9 protein-coding genes are annotated in these 18,280 nt (G+C 58.2%); 4 read left to right on the top strand and 5 right to left on the bottom strand.

Annotated features, from left to right (window positions below; genetic code table 11):
- Positions 1 to 55: 55 nt before the first annotated feature.
- A complete protein-coding gene (locus tag ACGHU1_RS10090; protein WP_390586447.1) occupies positions 56 to 2,278 on the bottom strand; it encodes an acylase in 2,223 nt (740 codons plus the stop codon).
- A gap of 225 nt (positions 2,279 to 2,503) precedes the next feature.
- Between ACGHU1_RS10090 and clpB the strand changes: the two genes are divergently transcribed.
- The 3 genes from clpB to ACGHU1_RS10075 all read left to right on the top strand — a co-directional run bounded on the left by clpB (position 2,504) and on the right by ACGHU1_RS10075 (position 11,037).
- Positions 2,504 to 5,080: an ATP-dependent chaperone ClpB gene (gene clpB / locus ACGHU1_RS10085; protein ID WP_390586446.1), complete on the top strand. Its 2,577-nt coding sequence runs from the start codon at positions 2,504 to 2,506 to the stop codon at positions 5,078 to 5,080.
- Positions 5,081 to 5,424: 344 nt separating this feature from the next.
- Entirely contained in the window at positions 5,425 to 8,886 is a 3,462-nt protein-coding gene (locus tag ACGHU1_RS10080) for a TonB-dependent receptor domain-containing protein (protein WP_390586444.1), read from the top strand.
- Between the two features lie 153 nt (positions 8,887 to 9,039).
- Positions 9,040 to 11,037, top strand: a complete 1,998-nt coding sequence (locus ACGHU1_RS10075; protein WP_390586442.1) for an alpha/beta hydrolase family protein — start codon at positions 9,040 to 9,042, stop codon at positions 11,035 to 11,037.
- Positions 11,038 to 11,162: 125 nt separating this feature from the next.
- On the opposite strand, the gene ACGHU1_RS10070 is transcribed toward ACGHU1_RS10075, so the two are convergent.
- Positions 11,163 to 11,717 (bottom strand): hypothetical protein, encoded by a 555-nt coding sequence (locus ACGHU1_RS10070; RefSeq protein WP_390586441.1) that lies wholly within the window; start codon positions 11,715 to 11,717, stop codon positions 11,163 to 11,165.
- A gap of 304 nt (positions 11,718 to 12,021) precedes the next feature.
- Between ACGHU1_RS10070 and ACGHU1_RS10065 the strand changes: the two genes are divergently transcribed.
- Positions 12,022 to 14,907: a TonB-dependent receptor domain-containing protein gene (locus tag ACGHU1_RS10065; protein WP_390586439.1), complete on the top strand. Its 2,886-nt coding sequence runs from the start codon at positions 12,022 to 12,024 to the stop codon at positions 14,905 to 14,907.
- 119 nt (positions 14,908 to 15,026) lie between these two features.
- On the opposite strand, the gene ACGHU1_RS10060 is transcribed toward ACGHU1_RS10065, so the two are convergent.
- Genes ACGHU1_RS10060 through ACGHU1_RS10050 form a run of 3 tightly spaced genes read right to left on the bottom strand, consistent with a single transcriptional unit; the run spans position 15,027 to position 18,279 of the window.
- Complete coding sequence (locus ACGHU1_RS10060; protein WP_390586438.1) at positions 15,027 to 15,944, bottom strand: class I SAM-dependent methyltransferase; 918 nt, start codon at positions 15,942 to 15,944, stop codon at positions 15,027 to 15,029.
- Positions 15,941 to 17,566, bottom strand: a complete 1,626-nt coding sequence (locus ACGHU1_RS10055) for a putative 2OG-Fe(II) oxygenase (RefSeq protein WP_390586436.1) — start codon at positions 17,564 to 17,566, stop codon at positions 15,941 to 15,943. The genes ACGHU1_RS10060 and ACGHU1_RS10055 overlap by 4 nt, the downstream gene beginning before the upstream one ends.
- Positions 17,548 to 18,279 (bottom strand): 2OG-Fe(II) oxygenase, encoded by a 732-nt coding sequence (locus ACGHU1_RS10050; RefSeq protein ID WP_390586435.1) that lies wholly within the window; start codon positions 18,277 to 18,279, stop codon positions 17,548 to 17,550. The genes ACGHU1_RS10055 and ACGHU1_RS10050 overlap by 19 nt, the downstream gene beginning before the upstream one ends.
- Position 18,280 lies beyond the last annotated feature (1 nt).

Here is an 18,280-nt window from a genome sequence, read left to right as displayed (position 1 = left end):
GCGACAGATGCTGGAATAGACCGTGCGCAATGCAGCGGTGCAATTCAAGCGGGAATTATTCGGCGTTGGTTACCCTGTATTGCCGTGTGGCATGGGCGATTGCATCTTCCCGCCAGAAATAGACGGGTTTTAATTTGTGATCGACGAACAGCTGCATCTGGTCGGTGTGATGCGGGCTTTCTGGCCGGGTGATGGCCGAGCCAAAGGGCTGGATCGAACGGGACGAGACACGCGCATCGCCTTCGCTGCCCGGCGCGGGCCATTCGACCCACTGGATAAAGCTGTCGCCGTGCACCAGGCTAAGCCGTCCGTCATCGTCCACTTCCCACGTGGTTGAGGCGCGCAATGTGTCAGAGCCGCCGTCCAGCGGCAGATCGACTTCGCCCTGACGCAGACGGATAAGATCGGACATGGGCGGATCGATCCGGCCGAAATGTTCTTTGAGATGGTCGGCTGCCTCTCTCAAGGCTTGCTTTGCGTCAGGGGCCTCGCTCTTGTTCTGATATTCCGCCGACATGAAATCGCGGATCATCAGCAGGGCGAGCGCATCTGCGCGGCCTTCATTATCGGCATCGAAATCCCACGTCAGCAGCAGGTCGCGCGCCTCGGCCAGATCACCTTGTGCCTCCATCGCCTCCAGGGCGCCCCACAGGTCGGCAACGTAGCCTTCGCGTTCATAAACCGTGTCGTATTTGATCCGCTCCAGGGTTTCCCTGTCCAGCAGGTTCGCCTCCGACAGCAATTTGTATGCCCGGCGCGAACGATTGGTCTGTTTCAGCTCGACGCCCAAGATGGGCGAGACATTTTCGGGGCGGATATCATCGGCTGCACCGGCGGCGGTGTAGGGTTCGTTATTCGCGTTATACAGCCAGCCTGAGGAGGGATTGATGATCTTTGGCAGTTCGCTGTAATCGACGCTGCCCTCCCAGATCAGGTCGCTGCGGCTGCCGTCCAGCACACCGCGCCAGTTTGCCTTCACATCTTCGGGCCGGTCAGGGATCGCGGCATTGTAGACATAGGCGATATTGCCTTCGCGGTCGGCATAGATGAAATTGGTGGACGGCACGGCCATGCGGGCCATCTGGGTTTGCCATTCGTCAAGGTTCTCCGCCTTGTTCAGGCGGTAATACGCATCGAGCTGCTGGACGCTGTCCATCCCGCCATACCGGATTGCGAAGAACCCTTCGTCATTTTCGATCACGGGGCCGTGGATGCTGCGATGGATGGTGCGCCGGATTGGCAGCACGACCGGACCCATGCGCACGGGCAGGGTAACAGTGCGGCTTTCCAGATCGCGCCATTCGCCATCGAGCCGGTACTGCGTCCCCGCCTCATTCATCTCAAGCTTGTAAACATCGGTCATGTCCGGGCGGTTGACCGTGTTGGTCCAGCCCAGATTTTCATTATGGCCCAAAAAAGGGAAGGGGGAGCCGGGAAAGTTCGCCCCTGTAAAATGCCAGCCTTCGCCGCTTTCCACGGTCAATTCATACCACGCCACACCGCCACGCAGAGGCTGATGCGAATTGGAGATCAGCGTGGTTGGTCCGCCCGATTTTTCCGGCGTGACGGCCCACGCATTTGATCCCAGCAGCGCGGCATCTTCGCCCCACGGCAGCGGGTGGACGCCGCGATGCGCCTGATCTGGCTGACTAAGTGCCGAAGGACCGGCAGGGGGTGTGTTTTCGAAACCGGGGATTTCCGGGCCGAATTCGCGCCGCAGCGGCGTGCCCTCGACCAGCGGCTGGATGATGTTGGCCAGGCCAAAGAAAAACGGCTGGCGCAGCACGAAACCTGCCGCGACATCCTCTCCATTGACGGGAAACAGATTGGCAAGCTTCACTTCATCAGGATTGTCGGCGGCAAACTGGTTGAGCCCTGCGGCATACGCTTCGAACAGGGCGCGCGTGTCTGCGGGCAGTTTCGGGTATTCGCGCATCGCCGTGCCGCGCGCATCGAGCAGATGATAGGCGTAATCGAACACCGCGCCGTCCTGACCCGCGATCGCGCCGTATCGCCCGCGGCTCATCGCAATGACATCCTGCAAAGTAAAAAAATCATCTTCCGATTGCGCCATGGCCACGCCGAACGCGACATCTGCGTCAGTCTCACCATAGATATGCGGCACGCCGTAAGGATCGCGGGTAATCTCCGCAGTGTATTCGCGCGGCGCCGGAGCGTCGGCGGTGTGGGCGGCAAATGGCTCCCAAGTGGCAAGCGCCACGAATGCGGCGATCAGCACCACAACCAGCGCAAAGGCGCTGCGTTTGACCCATTCCATAAAAAGCACGCTCCCCAATCTTTCGCGCAGATCATTGCCTGCGGGCAGCGACAGGTCAAGGGATGGAGCGGAGGAAAGCTGGCGACCTTTATCCAAGGGTTGCAATGCGTTTTGACGAACCCACCTAGCCAAGTAACACACCTGCGATGCAAAAAATGCGCGCATCCCTTGTGTTGCGAATATGCAACACTATCTGGAGCGGGTAATTCTGATGAGGGTAATGCCATGAATCTCGAAAAATTTACCGACCGCGCCAAGGGTTTCCTGCAAAGCGCGCAGACGGTTGCGATCCGCATGAACCACCAGCGGATCACGCCGCTCCACCTGCTGAAAGCTCTGCTCGAAGATGAAGAGGGCATGGCTGCAGGCCTGATCCAGCGCGCCGGCGGCGAAGCTGCGCTTGCCGTAAGCGCCGTTGATGCCGGGCTGGGCAAGATCCCGGTTGTGACCGGCGGCGGCGCGCAGGACACGCCGGGCCTCGACAATGACACTGTGCGGCTGCTGGACCAGGCGGAAACCGTCGCTGAAAAAGCGGGCGATAGCTATGTCACGGTTGAAATGATGCTGGTCGCCATCGCGCTATCCAGCGGCAAAGCGGGCGAGGCGATGAAGGCGGCTAGCGTTACCCCGCAGTCGCTTAATTCGGCCATTGACCAGCTTCGCGGCGGGCGCAAGGCAGACAGCGCGAATGCGGAAAGCAGCTATGACGCGATGGAGAAATTTGCCCGCGACCTGACGCAGGCCGCGCGCGATGGTAAGCTGGACCCGGTAATCGGGCGCGACGAGGAAATCCGCCGCACGATCCAGATCCTTGCCCGGCGGACAAAGAACAATCCCGCACTGATCGGTGAGCCAGGCACAGGTAAGACCGCCATTGCCGAAGGGCTCGCCCTGCGCATCGCCAATGGCGACGTGCCTGACAGTCTGAAAGGCCGCACCCTGATGAGCCTCGACATGGGTTCGCTGATTGCGGGCGCGAAATATCGCGGTGAGTTTGAAGAACGGCTGAAATCCGTGCTCGACGAGGTGAAGAATGCTGACGGGCAGATCGTCCTGTTTATCGACGAAATGCACACTTTGATCGGCGCAGGCGCAAGCGAGGGGTCGATGGATGCCTCCAACCTGCTGAAACCGGCCCTGTCGCGCGGTGAGCTGCACTGCATCGGCGCGACCACCCTCGATGAATACCAGAAATATGTCGAGAAAGACCCCGCGTTGCAGCGGCGTTTCCAGCCGGTCTATATCGAAGAGCCGAGCGTCGAGGACACGATCAGCATCCTGCGCGGGATCAAGGATAAGTATGAACTGCACCACGGGGTGCGCATCACAGATGGCAGCATCGTGGCCGCCGCGCGCCTGTCCGACCGGTATATCCAGAACCGGTTTCTGCCTGACAAGGCCATCGATCTGATGGACGAGGCAGCTTCGCGCATCCGCATGGAAGTGGAATCGAAGCCCGAGGAAATCGACGAACTTGACCGCCGCATCATCCAGCTCAAGATTGAAGAATCCGCGCTGGAGAAAGAGGACGACGCAGGATCGCGCGACCGGCTGGAAAACCTGCGCAAGGAACTGGCCGAACTGGAACAGCAATCGTCCGAACTGACGACCCGCTGGCAGAATGAGCGCGACAAGATCGAAGGCGAAAGCAAGATCAAGGAAGAGCTCGACCATGCCCGGCTGGAGCTGGAACAGGCCCAGCGCGAAGGCGATCTCGCCAAGGCTGGTGAGCTGTCATACGGCACGATCCCCGAGCTTGAAAAGCGGCTCGAGGCCGCAGAGGGCATGACCGAAAACGCATTGCTGCGAGAGGAAGTGACCGAAGAGGACATCGCCGGCGTCGTCGCCCGCTGGACCGGCATCCCGATGGAGCGGATGATGGAAGGCGAGCGTGAAAAGCTTTTGGAGATGGAGAGCATCCTTGGCAAACGCGTGATCGGCCAGAGCGATGCGATCGCGGCAGTATCAAAAGCCGTCCGCCGCGCGCGGGCTGGTTTGCAGGACCCGGGCCGCCCGCTCGGCAGCTTCCTGTTCCTCGGCCCCACCGGCGTCGGCAAGACGGAATTGACGAAGGCGCTCGCCGGGTTCCTGTTCGATGATGACAGCGCGATGGTCCGCATCGACATGAGCGAGTTCATGGAGAAGCACTCCGTCGCCCGCCTGATCGGCGCGCCTCCGGGCTATGTCGGTTATGACGAAGGCGGGGTGCTGACCGAAAGCGTGCGCCGCCGCCCATATCAGGTGGTGCTGTTCGACGAGGTCGAGAAAGCGCACTCCGATGTGTTCAACGTGCTGCTTCAGGTGCTCGACGATGGCCGCCTGACCGACGGGCAGGGCCGCGTGGTCGATTTCTCGAACACTCTGATCATTCTGACCTCGAACCTTGGCAGCCAGTTCCTCTCCAATCTTGGCGACGATCAGAAAGTTGCCGATGTGGAGGATCAGGTGATGGATGTGGTGCGCGGACATTTCCGCCCCGAATTCCTCAACCGTCTGGACGAGATCATCTTGTTCCACCGCCTCGCGATGGAGCACATGGCCCCGATTGTCGCGATCCAGGTGAAGCGGGTGCAGAAACTGCTCGACGATCGGAAGATCACAATCGACCTGACCGATGCGGCGCTGCGCTGGCTTGGCCGGGTGGGATATGATCCGGTTTACGGAGCGCGGCCATTGAAGCGCGCGGTGCAGCGATACCTGCAAGATCCGCTCGCCGAAATGCTGATCGAAGGCACTGTGAGCGACGGGACGACTCTGAAGGTCGATGAAGGCGATGGAGAGCTGAAAATAACCGCTGTATGACTGTTACAATACAGTGAAACAACCTAACTCGCCGGTTACGCAAAAGACGCAAAGGGTGGTATATTTCGTATGTGCCACCCTTTTTTGTATTTAATGAAAAGTCATGGTCCTCTCAAATTGCGAACTGCAACCCTGTCTGTGGGATTAACGCAACACAGGGGCAAAAAGGTTAAATTCACACGTTCGTCACTTTGACATCACTCCTTCGCTATTGCACAAATTTGCCACCGCAGGGGCTTAGTCGCAAATTGAGCAGGGGATTCTCTTCGCCGCATTGGGTAGTGTGGCGATCAGAGATTGTTTGACAGCGAGATTAAGCTCCGGTTGTCGCAACTGGAGTGATCATGAAAAAGTTTAACAGCAATTCCGTTAAGGCGTTGGCGTTCTCGGCTTCGGCCATTGCCTTCGTAATGGCCGGACCTGTTTATGCACAGGACGAAGGCGAAGAAGAAGCGCAAGAAGAAGGCGCTGATGGCGTCGTTGGCGACGAACAGGTCGACATCACAACCGGCGCCACGGGTGAGCCAAACACCCCGCAGGGCGGCATTACCGTCACCGGCTCGCGTATCGTCCGCGACACCTACAGCTCGATCTCGCCGCTTCAGGTGATCAGCACCGAAAACCAGCAGGCCATCGGCGCATTCGATCCCGCGCAGATCCTGCAGCGTTCGGAAGCAGCCTCGGGTACGCAGATTGACGCGACCTTCCAGGGCTTCGTTCTCGACAACGGTCCCGGTTCGCAGACGATCAACCTTCGCGGCCTCGACGCTGACCGTACACTGGTTCTCGTTAACGGCCGCCGCCTTTCGCCTTCGGGTGTTGAGGGCGCTCCGTCGAACCCATCGATCAACCTGATCCCGGCAACCCTCGTTGACCGCTATGACCTGCTGCTTGACGGTGCGTCTTCGGTTTACGGTTCGGACGCTGTTGCAGGCGTTGTGAACGCTGTTCTGCGCAAAGACTTTGACGGTCTTGAGCTGCAGGTAAACGGTGACATCAACCAATCGGGCGGCGGTGATGATTTCACCGTTAGCGGCGCATGGGGCTTCACCACCGACCGCGCTGTGTTCGGCATCGGCGCTGAATATCGCCGCGTTGACGAAGTGCTGATCAGCGACCGTGACTTCTTGTCGGGTTGCGATACGAATTACGAAATTGATCAGAACGGCAACATTCGCACAATCGACGTAGCATCGAACGCCTTTGCTCTCGAAGATAGCGGCGGCACCGTTGGCCTTTCGCAGCAGCCTTGTAAGATTTCGGGCGTCGTCGGCCGTATTCAGGCGGACCAGACCCGTGTTGGCTCGATTTACTTCGACACGCGCGACTATGGCGTCACCAACATCAATGGCGACGCAGTGCTGGGTAACACCGGCATTCCGTTCTTCTCCGATTCGACCAACGCTTTCGGAACGCCGGTAGATGCAAATGGCGACGGCATTCGTGACGTTGATTTTGCATTGGTGAACACCAACGCGGCAGAGCAGGATGTGACTTTCATCCCGGAACAGGAATACATCAACGTCTTTGCATATGGTGAGTACACCTTCCCGGGTGATGCAAACCTGACGCCCTTCTTCGAAGCGCAATACAGTCGTCAGGACACTTCGACGGAGAATAACGGTACGCCGCAATTCTTCCCGTGGGTGCCAGCTTCGAATGCGTTCAACCCTTGTAATATCGATACAAACCCTGACGGCATCGATTGCCGTTTGCAGGACAACGTGTTCAGCGGTCTCGATACGTTCGCTGGCGGTGCTTTCGCACTTCCAAGCGTAGGTTCAGTTGCAGCACGTCCGATCCCCGCCGTCCGCGGCGATCGGAACAATGTTGACATCAACCAGGAACAGTACCGCGGTGTGCTCGGCCTGCGCGGCGATCTTCCGTTCATCGGTTCGAGCTGGTCATTTGAAGTTGCGGGTGTCTATTCGCGGTCGGAATCGTCTTCGGTCCGTATAGGTATCCGTGAAGACCGTCTGGCTCTCGCGCTCGGTATTGACCCGACCGCCGATTTCGACGGTGACGGCGTCGTCGACAACGATGGCGACGGTATTGCTGATGATTACAACAGCCAGCCTGTTTCGCCTCTGCTTGCCGGCGGTGCCTGTGACACGAGCGGTTTTGCCAACCCTTCTATGGTTGATCCGACATTGCTCGACGCGACTTGCGTTCCGGTAAACCTGTTTTCCGCTTCGCTCTACGAAAACGTTATTGGTGACCTTTCAACCCAGGCGGAACGCGATTTTCTGTTTGGGGAGCGGTCCTTTGATACGACCTACGAACAAAAAATCATCAGCGGTTTTGTAACCGGTGATCTATTTGAACTGCCTGCCGGTCCGGTTGGTGTGGTTCTTGGCGCTGAATGGCGCGAAGACTCGATCGACTCGCAACCAAATTCGATCGCTTCGAACGGTCTCTTCTGGGGCTTCTTCGCCGATGGCGGTGCAAAGGGTTCCAAGTGGATTCGCGAAGCATACGGTGAAATCGACATTCCTTTGATCGCGGGTGAAACTCTGGTCGAAGAATTGACGTTCCGCGCTTCGGGCCGTGTCACGGACGAAGAGTTCTACGGCACCAACGGCACTTTCTCGCTGCAAGGCGGCTGGCGCCCGGTTTCGCCGCTTCTCATCAAGTTCAGCTACGGTACTTCGTTCCGTGCGCCGAACCTGCGTGAGAACTTCCTGCGTAACCAGTCCGGTTTCGGGAACATCTTCGATCCGTGCGCCGTACCGGATGTTGCGTTTGATTCGACTGATGGCGGATATCAAGCAGATCGCGAGACGCGTGATCCTGCGATCCTCGCGAACTGTATTCGTGAAGGCCGTGACCCTACGTCCGTCGGCATTGACCAAACGGGCCTGAATACAATTCAGGCAAGCAGCACGCAGATCTTCACCGGCGGTAGCCTCGACATCGATCCGGAAACCTCGCGATCGATCACGACCGGCTTTGCCTTTGAAGAAAGCTTTGCGAGCGGTTTCGACTTCTCGTTCAACTTCAACTATTTCGATATCAAGCTGAAGGACTCCATTGTTGAGCCGAGCTCGCAGTTTATCGTCAATGACTGCTTCACTCGCGCAGATGGCAACCGCAGTCCTTTCTGTGACCGTATCGAAGTCAGCAGCCAGCCTGCTGATCGCTTCCTGATCAGCCAGATCAATTCCGGGTTCATCAACCTGAACCAGGAATCGGTCCGCGGTATCGATCTGAACGCGACCTTCGGCAAAGACGTCACAGTCGGCGGCGAAGTTTTCGACATTGCGCTTGAATTCCGGGCAAACCGCCTGATCGAACGTTCGACTTTGTTTATCGATGATAACGGCAACGTGGACGAAGAAGACTTCGCCGGTGAGCCTAGCTTCCCGAGCTGGACTGGCCGTGCGACGCTGGCGATTGACTGGACCGACTTCCGTTTTACGTGGCAGACGTTCTACACTGGCCGGATGGATCAGGATCCCGATGGGCTCGATCCGTTTTCCGATGCATTCGGTAACGGCCCGGATGGCAACCCGACAGGCTTCTTTGCTGATACCTGTCTTGGCGGCGGTTCGGCAGACGGAACGGTCGCTGGTGATGGTGTATTCTGCCGCGACGTTGGTTTCCTCGAAGAGTATTTCGAGCACACCGCTTCGATCCGTTGGGATAATGGCGATCTGCGCATCATCGCGGGTGTCACCAACATTTTTGATACCGATCCACCGCTGATCGACACCAACGAAGTGTTCGGTATCTCGAACACTCCGATCGGTAACCCGTACGATTTCGATGGCCGCGAATTCTTCGCTCAGCTGCTTTACCGCTTCTAGGAGCCAGCAGCGTTTTATCGATTAAAAAAAGCGGCCTCTCGCACTTGTCGAGGGGCCGCTTTTTTGATTTAATTCAAGTGTTCATGCCGCTGGACGGGAGGCCAGGCTGCAATTTCGAACACTCAATCATTCTAGCTTGGGAAGATTCCTGAAATGAAATTTATGAAAGCCCCAATGATGGCCGCGCTGGTTGGCGTTTCGGCACTGGGTCTCACAGTAGCCGCCCCCACCGAAACACAGGCGCAGGCAAGCGTGCCTGTCGATGTCTGGGCATTGCGTGATGTCGTCAGAACCGTTCAGATTTCGCCGGACGGTAAGCACCTGCTTGTGCATATCAGCCCAAGCCGTGAAGGAGATTACCTGCTCCAGATTTTCAAAACCGACGATCTGAGCACGCCGTTCCGCACGCTTGCCGCCGATCCGATGGAAATCACCAGCGCGCAATGGGTTAGCGATAATATCATTCTCGGCAGCGCCTGGGAGGTAAAGCGCAAGAGCGTACGCCGCCAAGAAGGCAACGTGCGCAACTTTGCCACTTATTTCTACGATCTTGACGCGAACAAATTCGACCAGATCGAAGGCAATATGCAGGTTGTGAACCGGCTTCCTGATGAACCGAACCACGTGCTTATCGCGCAAGGTGCCGCTGTCGGCGACGGTGTCGGCAATGATCCGAATGCTGCGTTTCGCCCGCGTTCCTATTACAAGCTCGACCTTACAAACGGCGCGCAAGAGCTGGTTGTGCGCGGCACCCGCAAATACGCGGAGGTCTCATTCGATAACAAGGGCAACCCTCGTTTTGCGACGGGCATCGATTCCGATAACACGATCAAGTTCTATTATCGCCAGCCCGGCGAAAGTTCGTGGACCCAGTTTGGCGACACAATCGATCAGGACAAGAAAGAGAACCTTTACCGGATGCTCGGCGGTTTTCAGGGTTTTCAGGGCTTCAGCGCCGAGAATCCCGATATCGCTTACATCATCGATGCCCGTAATGGCGATGACAAGGCAGCGTTGTGGGAATTCAACGTAAAGACCGGTCAGTTTGGCGAAAAGCTTTTCGCCGCCGAAAACGCCGATGTAATGGGTATCGGGACGCATTCCGTTCCCGGTAATGACAAGCTTGCATTCGCATTCTATCCCGGTGCGAAGCTTGAGCGTCACTATTTCGACGAAGAGGAAAAGGCTCTTTACGAAGCGCTCGAGCAGCAGATCCCGTATGCGCATCAGGTCACCATTTCCAGCCGCTCATACGATGGCAGCCGGATGGTTGTGCGCAATACCGGACCGAAAGATCCAGGTTCGTTCTGGCTTGTTCAGGACGGAAAGCTGGCGAAACTCGGCAGCAGCAACCCTCTGCTGAACCAAGAACGCCTCGCTGATGTCGAATTCATCCGCTATCCTGCGCGCGACGGAATGATGATCCCGGGTTATGTCACGAAGCCACAGGGCGAAGGACCGTTCCCTCTGGTCGTCATGCCGCATGGCGGCCCCGCTGTCCCAGAAGTTGTCGGCTATGACGAATGGGGCCAGCTGCTGGCCGACGCCGGTTACATGGTGCTTCAGCCTGGCTACCGCCAAACGGTTGGTTGGGGAGCCAAGCATTTCGACGCCGCTTATGACGAGCATGGCGGGGCGATGCAGGACGATAAGGATGACGGCGCTCTCTATCTGGTAGAGCAGGGGCTGGTCGATCCAGACCGGATTGCGATGTTTGGTTGGTCTTACGGCGGATACGCTGCTCTGGTAGCGGCTGCGCGCGAAGATAATATCTATCAGTGCGCAATTGCCGGTGCCGCCGTATCCCGTGCGGATGTTTGGGCGCGCGACGTGATCAATTCACGGACGCCGAAAGCCATTGCAGACTGGTTCTGGACGCGCGGTGCAGTGACGGGATCGCATCCCTATAACGAAGTGGAGAAGGTCAACATTCCGCTTCTTATGGTCCACGGCGACTATGATGCGCGCGTGCTCTATTACCACTTCGAAGACTACAAAAAGGCATTCGAAGCTGCAGGTAAGACCGGTGAGTTTGTCACTCTCAAGGGGGCCGATCACACGAGCAACACGTTGATGTTCAACCACCAGCAGCAGTTCTATACCAAAATGCTCGATTATCTTGCCAATGATTGCGGTCCGGGCGGCCTGTAAAAAGGATCCTGCGCAATCGGCATTGCCAAACAAAAAGGCCCGGTCCTCTGTGACCGGGCCTTTTTCGTTCATGGTGGTGGGCGCTGGCAAAAATGGCTGGCGCCGTCACGGCGGCAAAAACAGCCTTACTGAATGCGCCGACCCCGAACACCCAACTGGCCGTTGATACGGACAAAGTAGGTGCCGAGCGATGCCTCTTTGAAGATCGCGGTATCGCCGGATTTGATCGTGCGCAGGCGGCGCGGCAGGTTCTTCATTTCCCAGACTGCCCCTTCGGCAGTGGTGAAACGGACGGTCTTTGACGAGAGATAGCGGGCGCTCGTGATTGTCGTCTCGAACAGCTCGTCTTTTTCTTCCTCGTCATCACCGCCCCCAAAAATGCCAAGATCGGGCAGGTTGAACCCGAACAGGCTGCGGCGGGTTTCGCGTGCTTCTTCGCGGTCGACCACACGGATATCGCCGGTATCAGCGGCGGTTACGATTGTGCCGACGGCGAGGTCAAAACATGCAAGCCGCTCTGCATCGTCGGCGATCAATTGGCAGGCTTTCAGCCCGTCCAGTGTTTCATCCTTGTCGGCGTCATCCGCCGATTGCGCGTTGGCTGCACCCGCTGCCAATCCGGCAGCCAGCAACATTGCAAGTGTTTTGCCCGTAATGAAAGCGAAGGTCGAAATGCGCATGATATTCCCTTGATAAACATCGGACAGAGCAAACCGGTGCGGTGCTGGATAACATGATTACTCGCTGGTCCAGGCAAGGGAAACCCTGAGATTGCGGGGGTGTAGCGTGAATGTCACACTTCGAAATCAACCTTTATGAGTAATCCAAAGCGAGATTGCGAACGTGGTTTGCGCTGTCATATGACTGCCCAATCCGAGCAAGTGCTTGCGACAATACGTGAATTGCCGACCGGTTTGGTCGGCACATCCAAGGGGAATTACATTGAACCGTTTTAGCAAAGGCAGTCTGCTGTGCGGAACGATTATGGCAGGCGCCATGGTCGCAACGCCCGCATACGCACAGGACGCAAACGACGAAGTCGTAACCGTTGAATCCGGTGCCGCAGCGGCCGAAGACGATAACTTCATCGTCGTAACTGGCTCGCGCATTCAGCGCCGCAATGTCGACACCGCCGCTCCGGTTGCTGTCGTGGGCGCTGAAGAATTTCAGCTTTCGGGCACGGTCAACGTTGAAAACGTGATCAACACCCTCCCACAGGTTGTTCCGGGCACGACTTCGTTCTCGAACAACCCAGGTAACGGCACTGCGTCGCTGAACCTGCGCGGTCTGGGTTCGACACGGACCTTGGTCCTCGTCAACGGTCGTCGATGGAAATTCTTCGATACGAACCAGACTGTCGATCTCAACACCATTCCAAACTTCCTGCTGGAATCGGTTGACGTTGTGACCGGCGGTGCTTCTGCTGTTTATGGTTCCGATGCCCTGGCCGGTGTCGTCAACTTCCGTATGAAAGAAGTTGTCGGCGTCGAACTTGGTGGTCAATACTCGATCACCGAGCGTGGTGACGGCACCCGTTATCAGGTCCATGGCGCCATCGGTTCCGATTTCGCAGATGGCCGCGGCAACGTCACTGTTTACGGTGAATACTTCAATCGTGAAGACATCTTCCAGGGCGACCGCGGGTTCTCCGAATTCGTTCTCGCGGGTGATCCCTTCACTCCAGGTGGCTCTTCGCTTCCGCCCGAGACGCGTCTTACCTACCAGGGTGATGGCGACGTAACCGGAACTGCTTTCGAAGCGAACAACAACCTCGCTATCTTCGGCACGCCGGGCTCGCTGCGCGCGTATGAAACACCGCGCGATCTCTACAACTATGCTCCGGTGAACTACCTGCAGCTTCCTCAGGAACGTTATCTCCTCGGCGGTAACGCCAGCTACGAGATCAGCGAAGGCTTTGAAGCTTACGGCGAAGTCTCGTACGCAAACAACCGTGTCGATTCGGAACTGGCGCCTACGCCGATCCTCGTGAACACCTTCCTCGACATTGATTCGCTCGTCTCAAACGGCTTCATCGATGCAGCGACCGAAGCTCAGCTTCGCCAGCTCGATGCTTCGGAAACCGGTGCTGATGCGGACAACGGCCAGGTCGATGTTCAAATCCGTCGCCGCCTTCAAGAAGCAGGCGGCCGCCGCAACCTCGATGAGCGCGCAGCATTCCGCGTCGTCGCCGGTGCTCGTGGTGGTATCACCGATTACCTGAACTACGACGCATACTATCTGTTTGCGCGCACTCGTAACTCCAACATCCAGCAGGGTAACGCGTCTGTTTCGCGTTTCACGGCGGCTGTTAACGGAACCGGCGATGATCAGATCAACATCTTCGGCCGCGACACGCTTTCGGATGATGATGTCGATGTATTCCGCATTCAGGCGCAGAATGGCGATATCTCTACCTTGCAGGTCATTTCTGGTGTCGTTTCCGGTACCTTTGGTGACTTCGCTCTTGGCGCTGCAGAGCCTGTTGGTTTTGCTGTCGGTGTCGAGCGCCGTCTGGTGTCATCGCAGTTCCTGCCCGATGAATTTCTCGCATCGGGTGACGTTGCCGGCTTCAACGCTGGTCTGCCAACAGAAGGCGGCTACAACGTTAATGAAGTGTTCGGCGAGCTTAACCTGCCGTATGAAACCGAAGGCGGTATGCGTTTCGAACTGAACGGCGCTGCGCGTTATTCGGATTACTCGCTTGACGCTGTTGGCGGTGCTTTCACTTATGCGGGTGGCGTTCAGTTCCAGCCGATCCGTGACATCACTTTCCGTGCACAGTACCAGCGCGCAATTCGTGCGCCTAACGTTGACGAGCTTTTCGCAGGTGCAGCTAACAACTTCCCGACCGCTAACGATCCGTGTGCGGGAATTGGCGCAAACACACCAACTGGCGGCACTCTCGCTACTTGTATTGCAAACGGCGTTCCCGCTGCTAACATCGGCATCGAAACCAGCCCGACAGTGAATCGCAACGAGGTGGTTCAGCCAGACGCGCAGATTGCAACATCGCTTGGTGGTAACCCCAACCTGTTCGAAGAAACGTCTGACAGCTACACCGTCGGTGTGGTGCTTCAGCCCAGCTTTATCCCTGGTCTGACTCTAACGGCCGATTACTTCAACATCACGATCGAAGACGCCATCGTTACGCTGCCGTTCCAGACATCCTTGGACAATTGCTTCAACGTGGCTCAGGATCTGAGCAGCCTCAGCTGTCAGCCGTTCATTGGCACACGTGATCAACAGGGTGCGTTTGGTCGCGATGTTCTGCCGACGCAGGGCGATGCGAACATCGGTGAGCTGAAGACGTCGGGTATTGACCTTGAAGTGAACTACCGGACCGATGTCGGCTTCTCCCTTATGGGTGAAGGTGATGCGGCTCTTGATTTGAACTTCCTCGGAACATGGACCGACGTGAACGACACATTCTCTGATCCGAACGATCCGAGCATTGTTGACCGTTGTGCAGGTCGTTTCGGCCTCACTTGCGGTGATCCGCAGGCGTCGTTCAAGTGGTTCACGCGCGCAAGCTACATCGATGGTCCAATGACCTTCTCGACCCGTTGGCGTCACCTGTCGGCCACCGACGATGATACCATCGATGGTGACCGTGTTGAGCGGATCAGTGCATACGACCTGATCGATCTGACATTGTCGTTCGATGCTTCCGAGAACTTCACCATCACAGCCGGTGTGAACAACCTGTTCGACACTCTGCCTGACACACCGATCTTCGAAAACGGTGTTGTGGTGAACGACACCAACTCGATCCTGGTTGGTGATGACAACTCGCAGCAGGCCAACACCTTCCCGAGCACGTTCGACGTGCTCGGCCGTGACTTCTTCGTCTCGGCACAGTTCCGCTTCTAATCGGACAACGGCGTCCCCGGCCTCGTGCCGGGGATACCAAAAGGAAAAGGGCGCTGGACCATCACGGTTCAGCGCCCTTTTCCTTTGTGTTTGGCCACCCTGTGCGGGTGCGGGACCGATTAGCCTGTGAACTGGCGGAAATCGGCGAATTCGCGTCCGGCAGGTTCACGCAGCGGCTTGATTTCTTCGCTGGTAATCTCGTGTTTCGCGAATGACTGTTCGATCGCATCACGCTTGTCAGCGTTGGTGCACGCACTGGCGAGCGAGCTGATCCGGCCAAGCTCGTTTTTCGCGTGCCCTTCGATTGTGGCGATCGTCTCCACAATCGATCCCACGCCGGATGCGCGCCCCATGAGGCAGGTGCGACGGACAGCTTCGGGGATTTCCCAAGCGGGTGATTTCTGGCCGAATTTCTCCGCGCCCTGCTGCGCAATCTTGCCCGCGTAATTGGCGCTCCAATCGATCCCCTGCGGCCCTTTTTTAAGCGCGACGCGCGTTTTCTTGGCCACCGCCTTGTCCTTAAGCGCCCATAGCAGCTCTTTGCGTCTTTGCTGGTTGTGCTCCAGAATGGGGCCATCCCCGCGGTGCATGATCAGGCCGATTTTGCCGCCGGGTTTCAGGACGCGCCGGATTTCCGCCGTGACCTTGGCAGTGTTGCCGTATTCAAACCCAAACTGACTAACCACCGCATCAAAGCTCGCATCGCCGAACGGTAGGTCCTCCATAGGAATACCGCTGCGGGTTTCGGTGCCTGCTGGGGCGGGGGGCAGAGATGGCGAAAGGTCGATGCCAGTTAAAACCAGATCGGGTCGCACCTGCCGCATCCAGTTGAGCACACGCCCGTCGCCCGTCGCCAGATCGATAACCCGCGCGTCCTTTGGAAGTTCAGCGGCAAAGCGTTGCCACGTATTGCGCTGCGCGGTTTCGATGGCCGCCCATCGTTGCGGCAGGCATCCGCCGCCTTCGCCGCTGGTGTTGCCGCGCGCATTCAGCGCCCAAAAGTCACCCCATGGGTCCTGCGAATTCGGCGTGCTCATAGTTCTGAAGGTCTTCCGTGGCTCACGACATCGAACGCGGTCGTCATGCGCTCTGCCGAGGTAAAAGGGGTCGTCCCGTGATAAAGCGTGCTGGGGAACAGAGCCAGATGCCCGGCGCGTGGCTGGATGGTTTGCAGCGGCTCCAGATCCAGTCCCAGATCAGGCGGAGGACGCCCGATTTCCAGCCATCCGGGCCGCTCGGTCTCTTCCGAGCTATCCTGCGGCACGACAAGGTAAAGGGCAGACGAAATCACGCCCAACGGGTGAATGTGCGAGGTGTGAAAGTCGCCGCCTCCGGTCAGCCGTACGGACCACGATCCAGCAAATTTCCACACGGCGCTGCGATGCCTTAGCAGCGGATGTGCGGCATCGTGATCGGGCAGCGCACTGCGATAATCCTCCAGCGTTTCACGGATCGCCTCGCGCAATTCCTGCATGATGGGGGAGACATTGTGAAACAGGATGCCCCGCGTCTGCGTCCCCCCGCGCAGGCTTTGGCCAAGCGGGATGGCCGAATTTTCGTGCATCACGCGAAGCTCATCAACGCAGCGTTCAATCAGGCCGTCCGCTCCGCGCAGTCGGAGGAACTGGACCAGCCCATCCTGCCCGTGTAGCCACTGCGCGCGCGGATCATCCAGCACCCGCCATACGATCCCGCGCAGCGCCCATGCGGCAATGTCCCACGGTCGCTCTGCCAATGACTGATCGAGCAACGCATCGGCGGCCTGCGCATCGCCGCCGCGCAGTCGGTGCCGCGCTTCGTGCAGAAGTCGCACCGCGCCGGTCATTTGCAAGGTGGCAAAAATAGCCTCTGCTCGGTCCCAGTCGCCAGCAGTCCCACTATGCACTGCCTCGAGAAAGGCGAAATGTTCGATGTTCGGAAATCGCGTGCGCGCCCCGGCTGCGATATCGGCGGCCTCTGCCGCGCGTTCCAGCCCGGCAAGGACTTCGCAATGCGCCATGGGGATGTTTGGGTCCTGCGGATGCTGCGCGGCAGCTTTCGCGTAATGGGAGGCAAAATCTGCCTCCCCATGAGCCAGCCGCATCTGCGCGAGGAAAAACTGTCCCGGCAGGTATCCCGGCGCCTGATCGGCAATCTGCTGCGCGACCATCAGCGCACCCTTCGCATCGCCCGACACGTCCAGCGCGTTTGCCTTGCCCAGCCAGAGATCGGCATCACCGGGATTATCGGCGATGGCAGCATCGAACCGGGCCAGCGCATCCGCCTCCCCGCGCTCCAGCGCGATCCGCGCGCGTCCGTGCATGGCGCGCGGGTGCCGTGCGTTAAGCGACAGGGCAACGTCGTACCAATCGGCAGCATCGGCAATCTGCCCCAGCGATTTGTGCGAGAGCGCGCGCGTGCTGGCATAACGGGGCGATGACCGGCCAGCCTTTTCGCGCGGAGCCAACAGTTCGATCACGTCGAGGTGCCGCTGCATTCGTTGCAGGGCAATTGCATGGTCCAGCGCATAGTCCAGATTGGCGGGCTGCGCTTTTGAGGCGGTCTCGAAATGCGCTACAGCGGCCCGCGCATCGCCAGATCTGAGCGCGGCATTTCCGGCTGCGTGTACCCGCGCCGCGTCCTGTGCAGAAACCGCCGGTGTCATTGCGAGCGCAGCCACCCCGTCACCGCCATCCGGCCGACAGGCGCGAAAGGCGGCACGTAACTGACCAGATGCGATTGCGGTACCTTAAAGAGGTTCAGCGCATTGAAACGCGGCCTGAACCCTTCGACCACATCGCCATCATCATCCAGAAACATCAGATACCCGCCCCAGTCGGGATGCCAGTCCGGCGGGGAGAAATTGAGCACATAGGCGACCTCCCAGCCTTCACCCACATGGCTGTCGATATGGCGGCCCAGATAATGGTTTGGCGCAAACAGAGTTGCCTGCCCGTCCGCTTTCTCCAGCGCATCAATCCCTGTCACCTCCCGCGCGAACTCCATGAAGTCGGGCGCGTTGAGGTGCTCCAGCAAAATTTCATGTGCGCTGCCGGGCGCCCATTGTTCCTGTATGGCGGTAAGGATCGGATAATGAGCAAATCGAAAACCGTATTCGCCTTGCGCGCTGTTCTTTTCTGCCTGAACGGCGGCCGCGTTGATTTCTTGCTGCCCTTGCGGCGTGCGCATCTTTTCGGCCGGAAAGCTCTGCCGGTTTTCGTCGCCTGCGCCGGTCGCCATGCCCCACGGCGTCGCTTTGCTCAGGACGGTGAGGATTTCGCGTGCGGTAGCCGGTGTCAGGACATCGCGCACCTGCACCCGTCCGGTCTCGCGGAAACGCTGTGCCAGCGCGGCGCGGTCCAGCGCGGGGTTGAGTTCAAACAGCTTATTCATC

The organism is Erythrobacter sp. MTPC3 (assembly GCF_042854385.1).
Taxonomy (GTDB): Bacteria; Pseudomonadota; Alphaproteobacteria; order Sphingomonadales; family Sphingomonadaceae; genus Erythrobacter.
Note: the sequence above shows the minus strand (reverse complement) of the source record. Positions and strands in the feature narration are given on the sequence as shown.

Coding starts and splice junctions, on each gene's coding strand:
- ACGHU1_RS10090 (WP_390586447.1), bottom strand. CDS start 2,278: ATGGAATGGGTCAAACGCAGCGCCTTTGCGCTGGTTGTGGTGCTGATC.
- clpB (WP_390586446.1), top strand. CDS start 2,504: ATGAATCTCGAAAAATTTACCGACCGCGCCAAGGGTTTCCTGCAAAGC.
- ACGHU1_RS10080 (WP_390586444.1), top strand. CDS start 5,425: ATGAAAAAGTTTAACAGCAATTCCGTTAAGGCGTTGGCGTTCTCGGCT.
- ACGHU1_RS10075 (WP_390586442.1), top strand. CDS start 9,040: ATGAAATTTATGAAAGCCCCAATGATGGCCGCGCTGGTTGGCGTTTCG.
- ACGHU1_RS10070 (WP_390586441.1), bottom strand. CDS start 11,717: ATGCGCATTTCGACCTTCGCTTTCATTACGGGCAAAACACTTGCAATG.
- ACGHU1_RS10065 (WP_390586439.1), top strand. CDS start 12,022: ATGGCAGGCGCCATGGTCGCAACGCCCGCATACGCACAGGACGCAAAC.
- ACGHU1_RS10060 (WP_390586438.1), bottom strand. CDS start 15,944: ATGAGCACGCCGAATTCGCAGGACCCATGGGGTGACTTTTGGGCGCTG.
- ACGHU1_RS10050 (WP_390586435.1), bottom strand. CDS start 18,279: ATGAATAAGCTGTTTGAACTCAACCCCGCGCTGGACCGCGCCGCGCTG.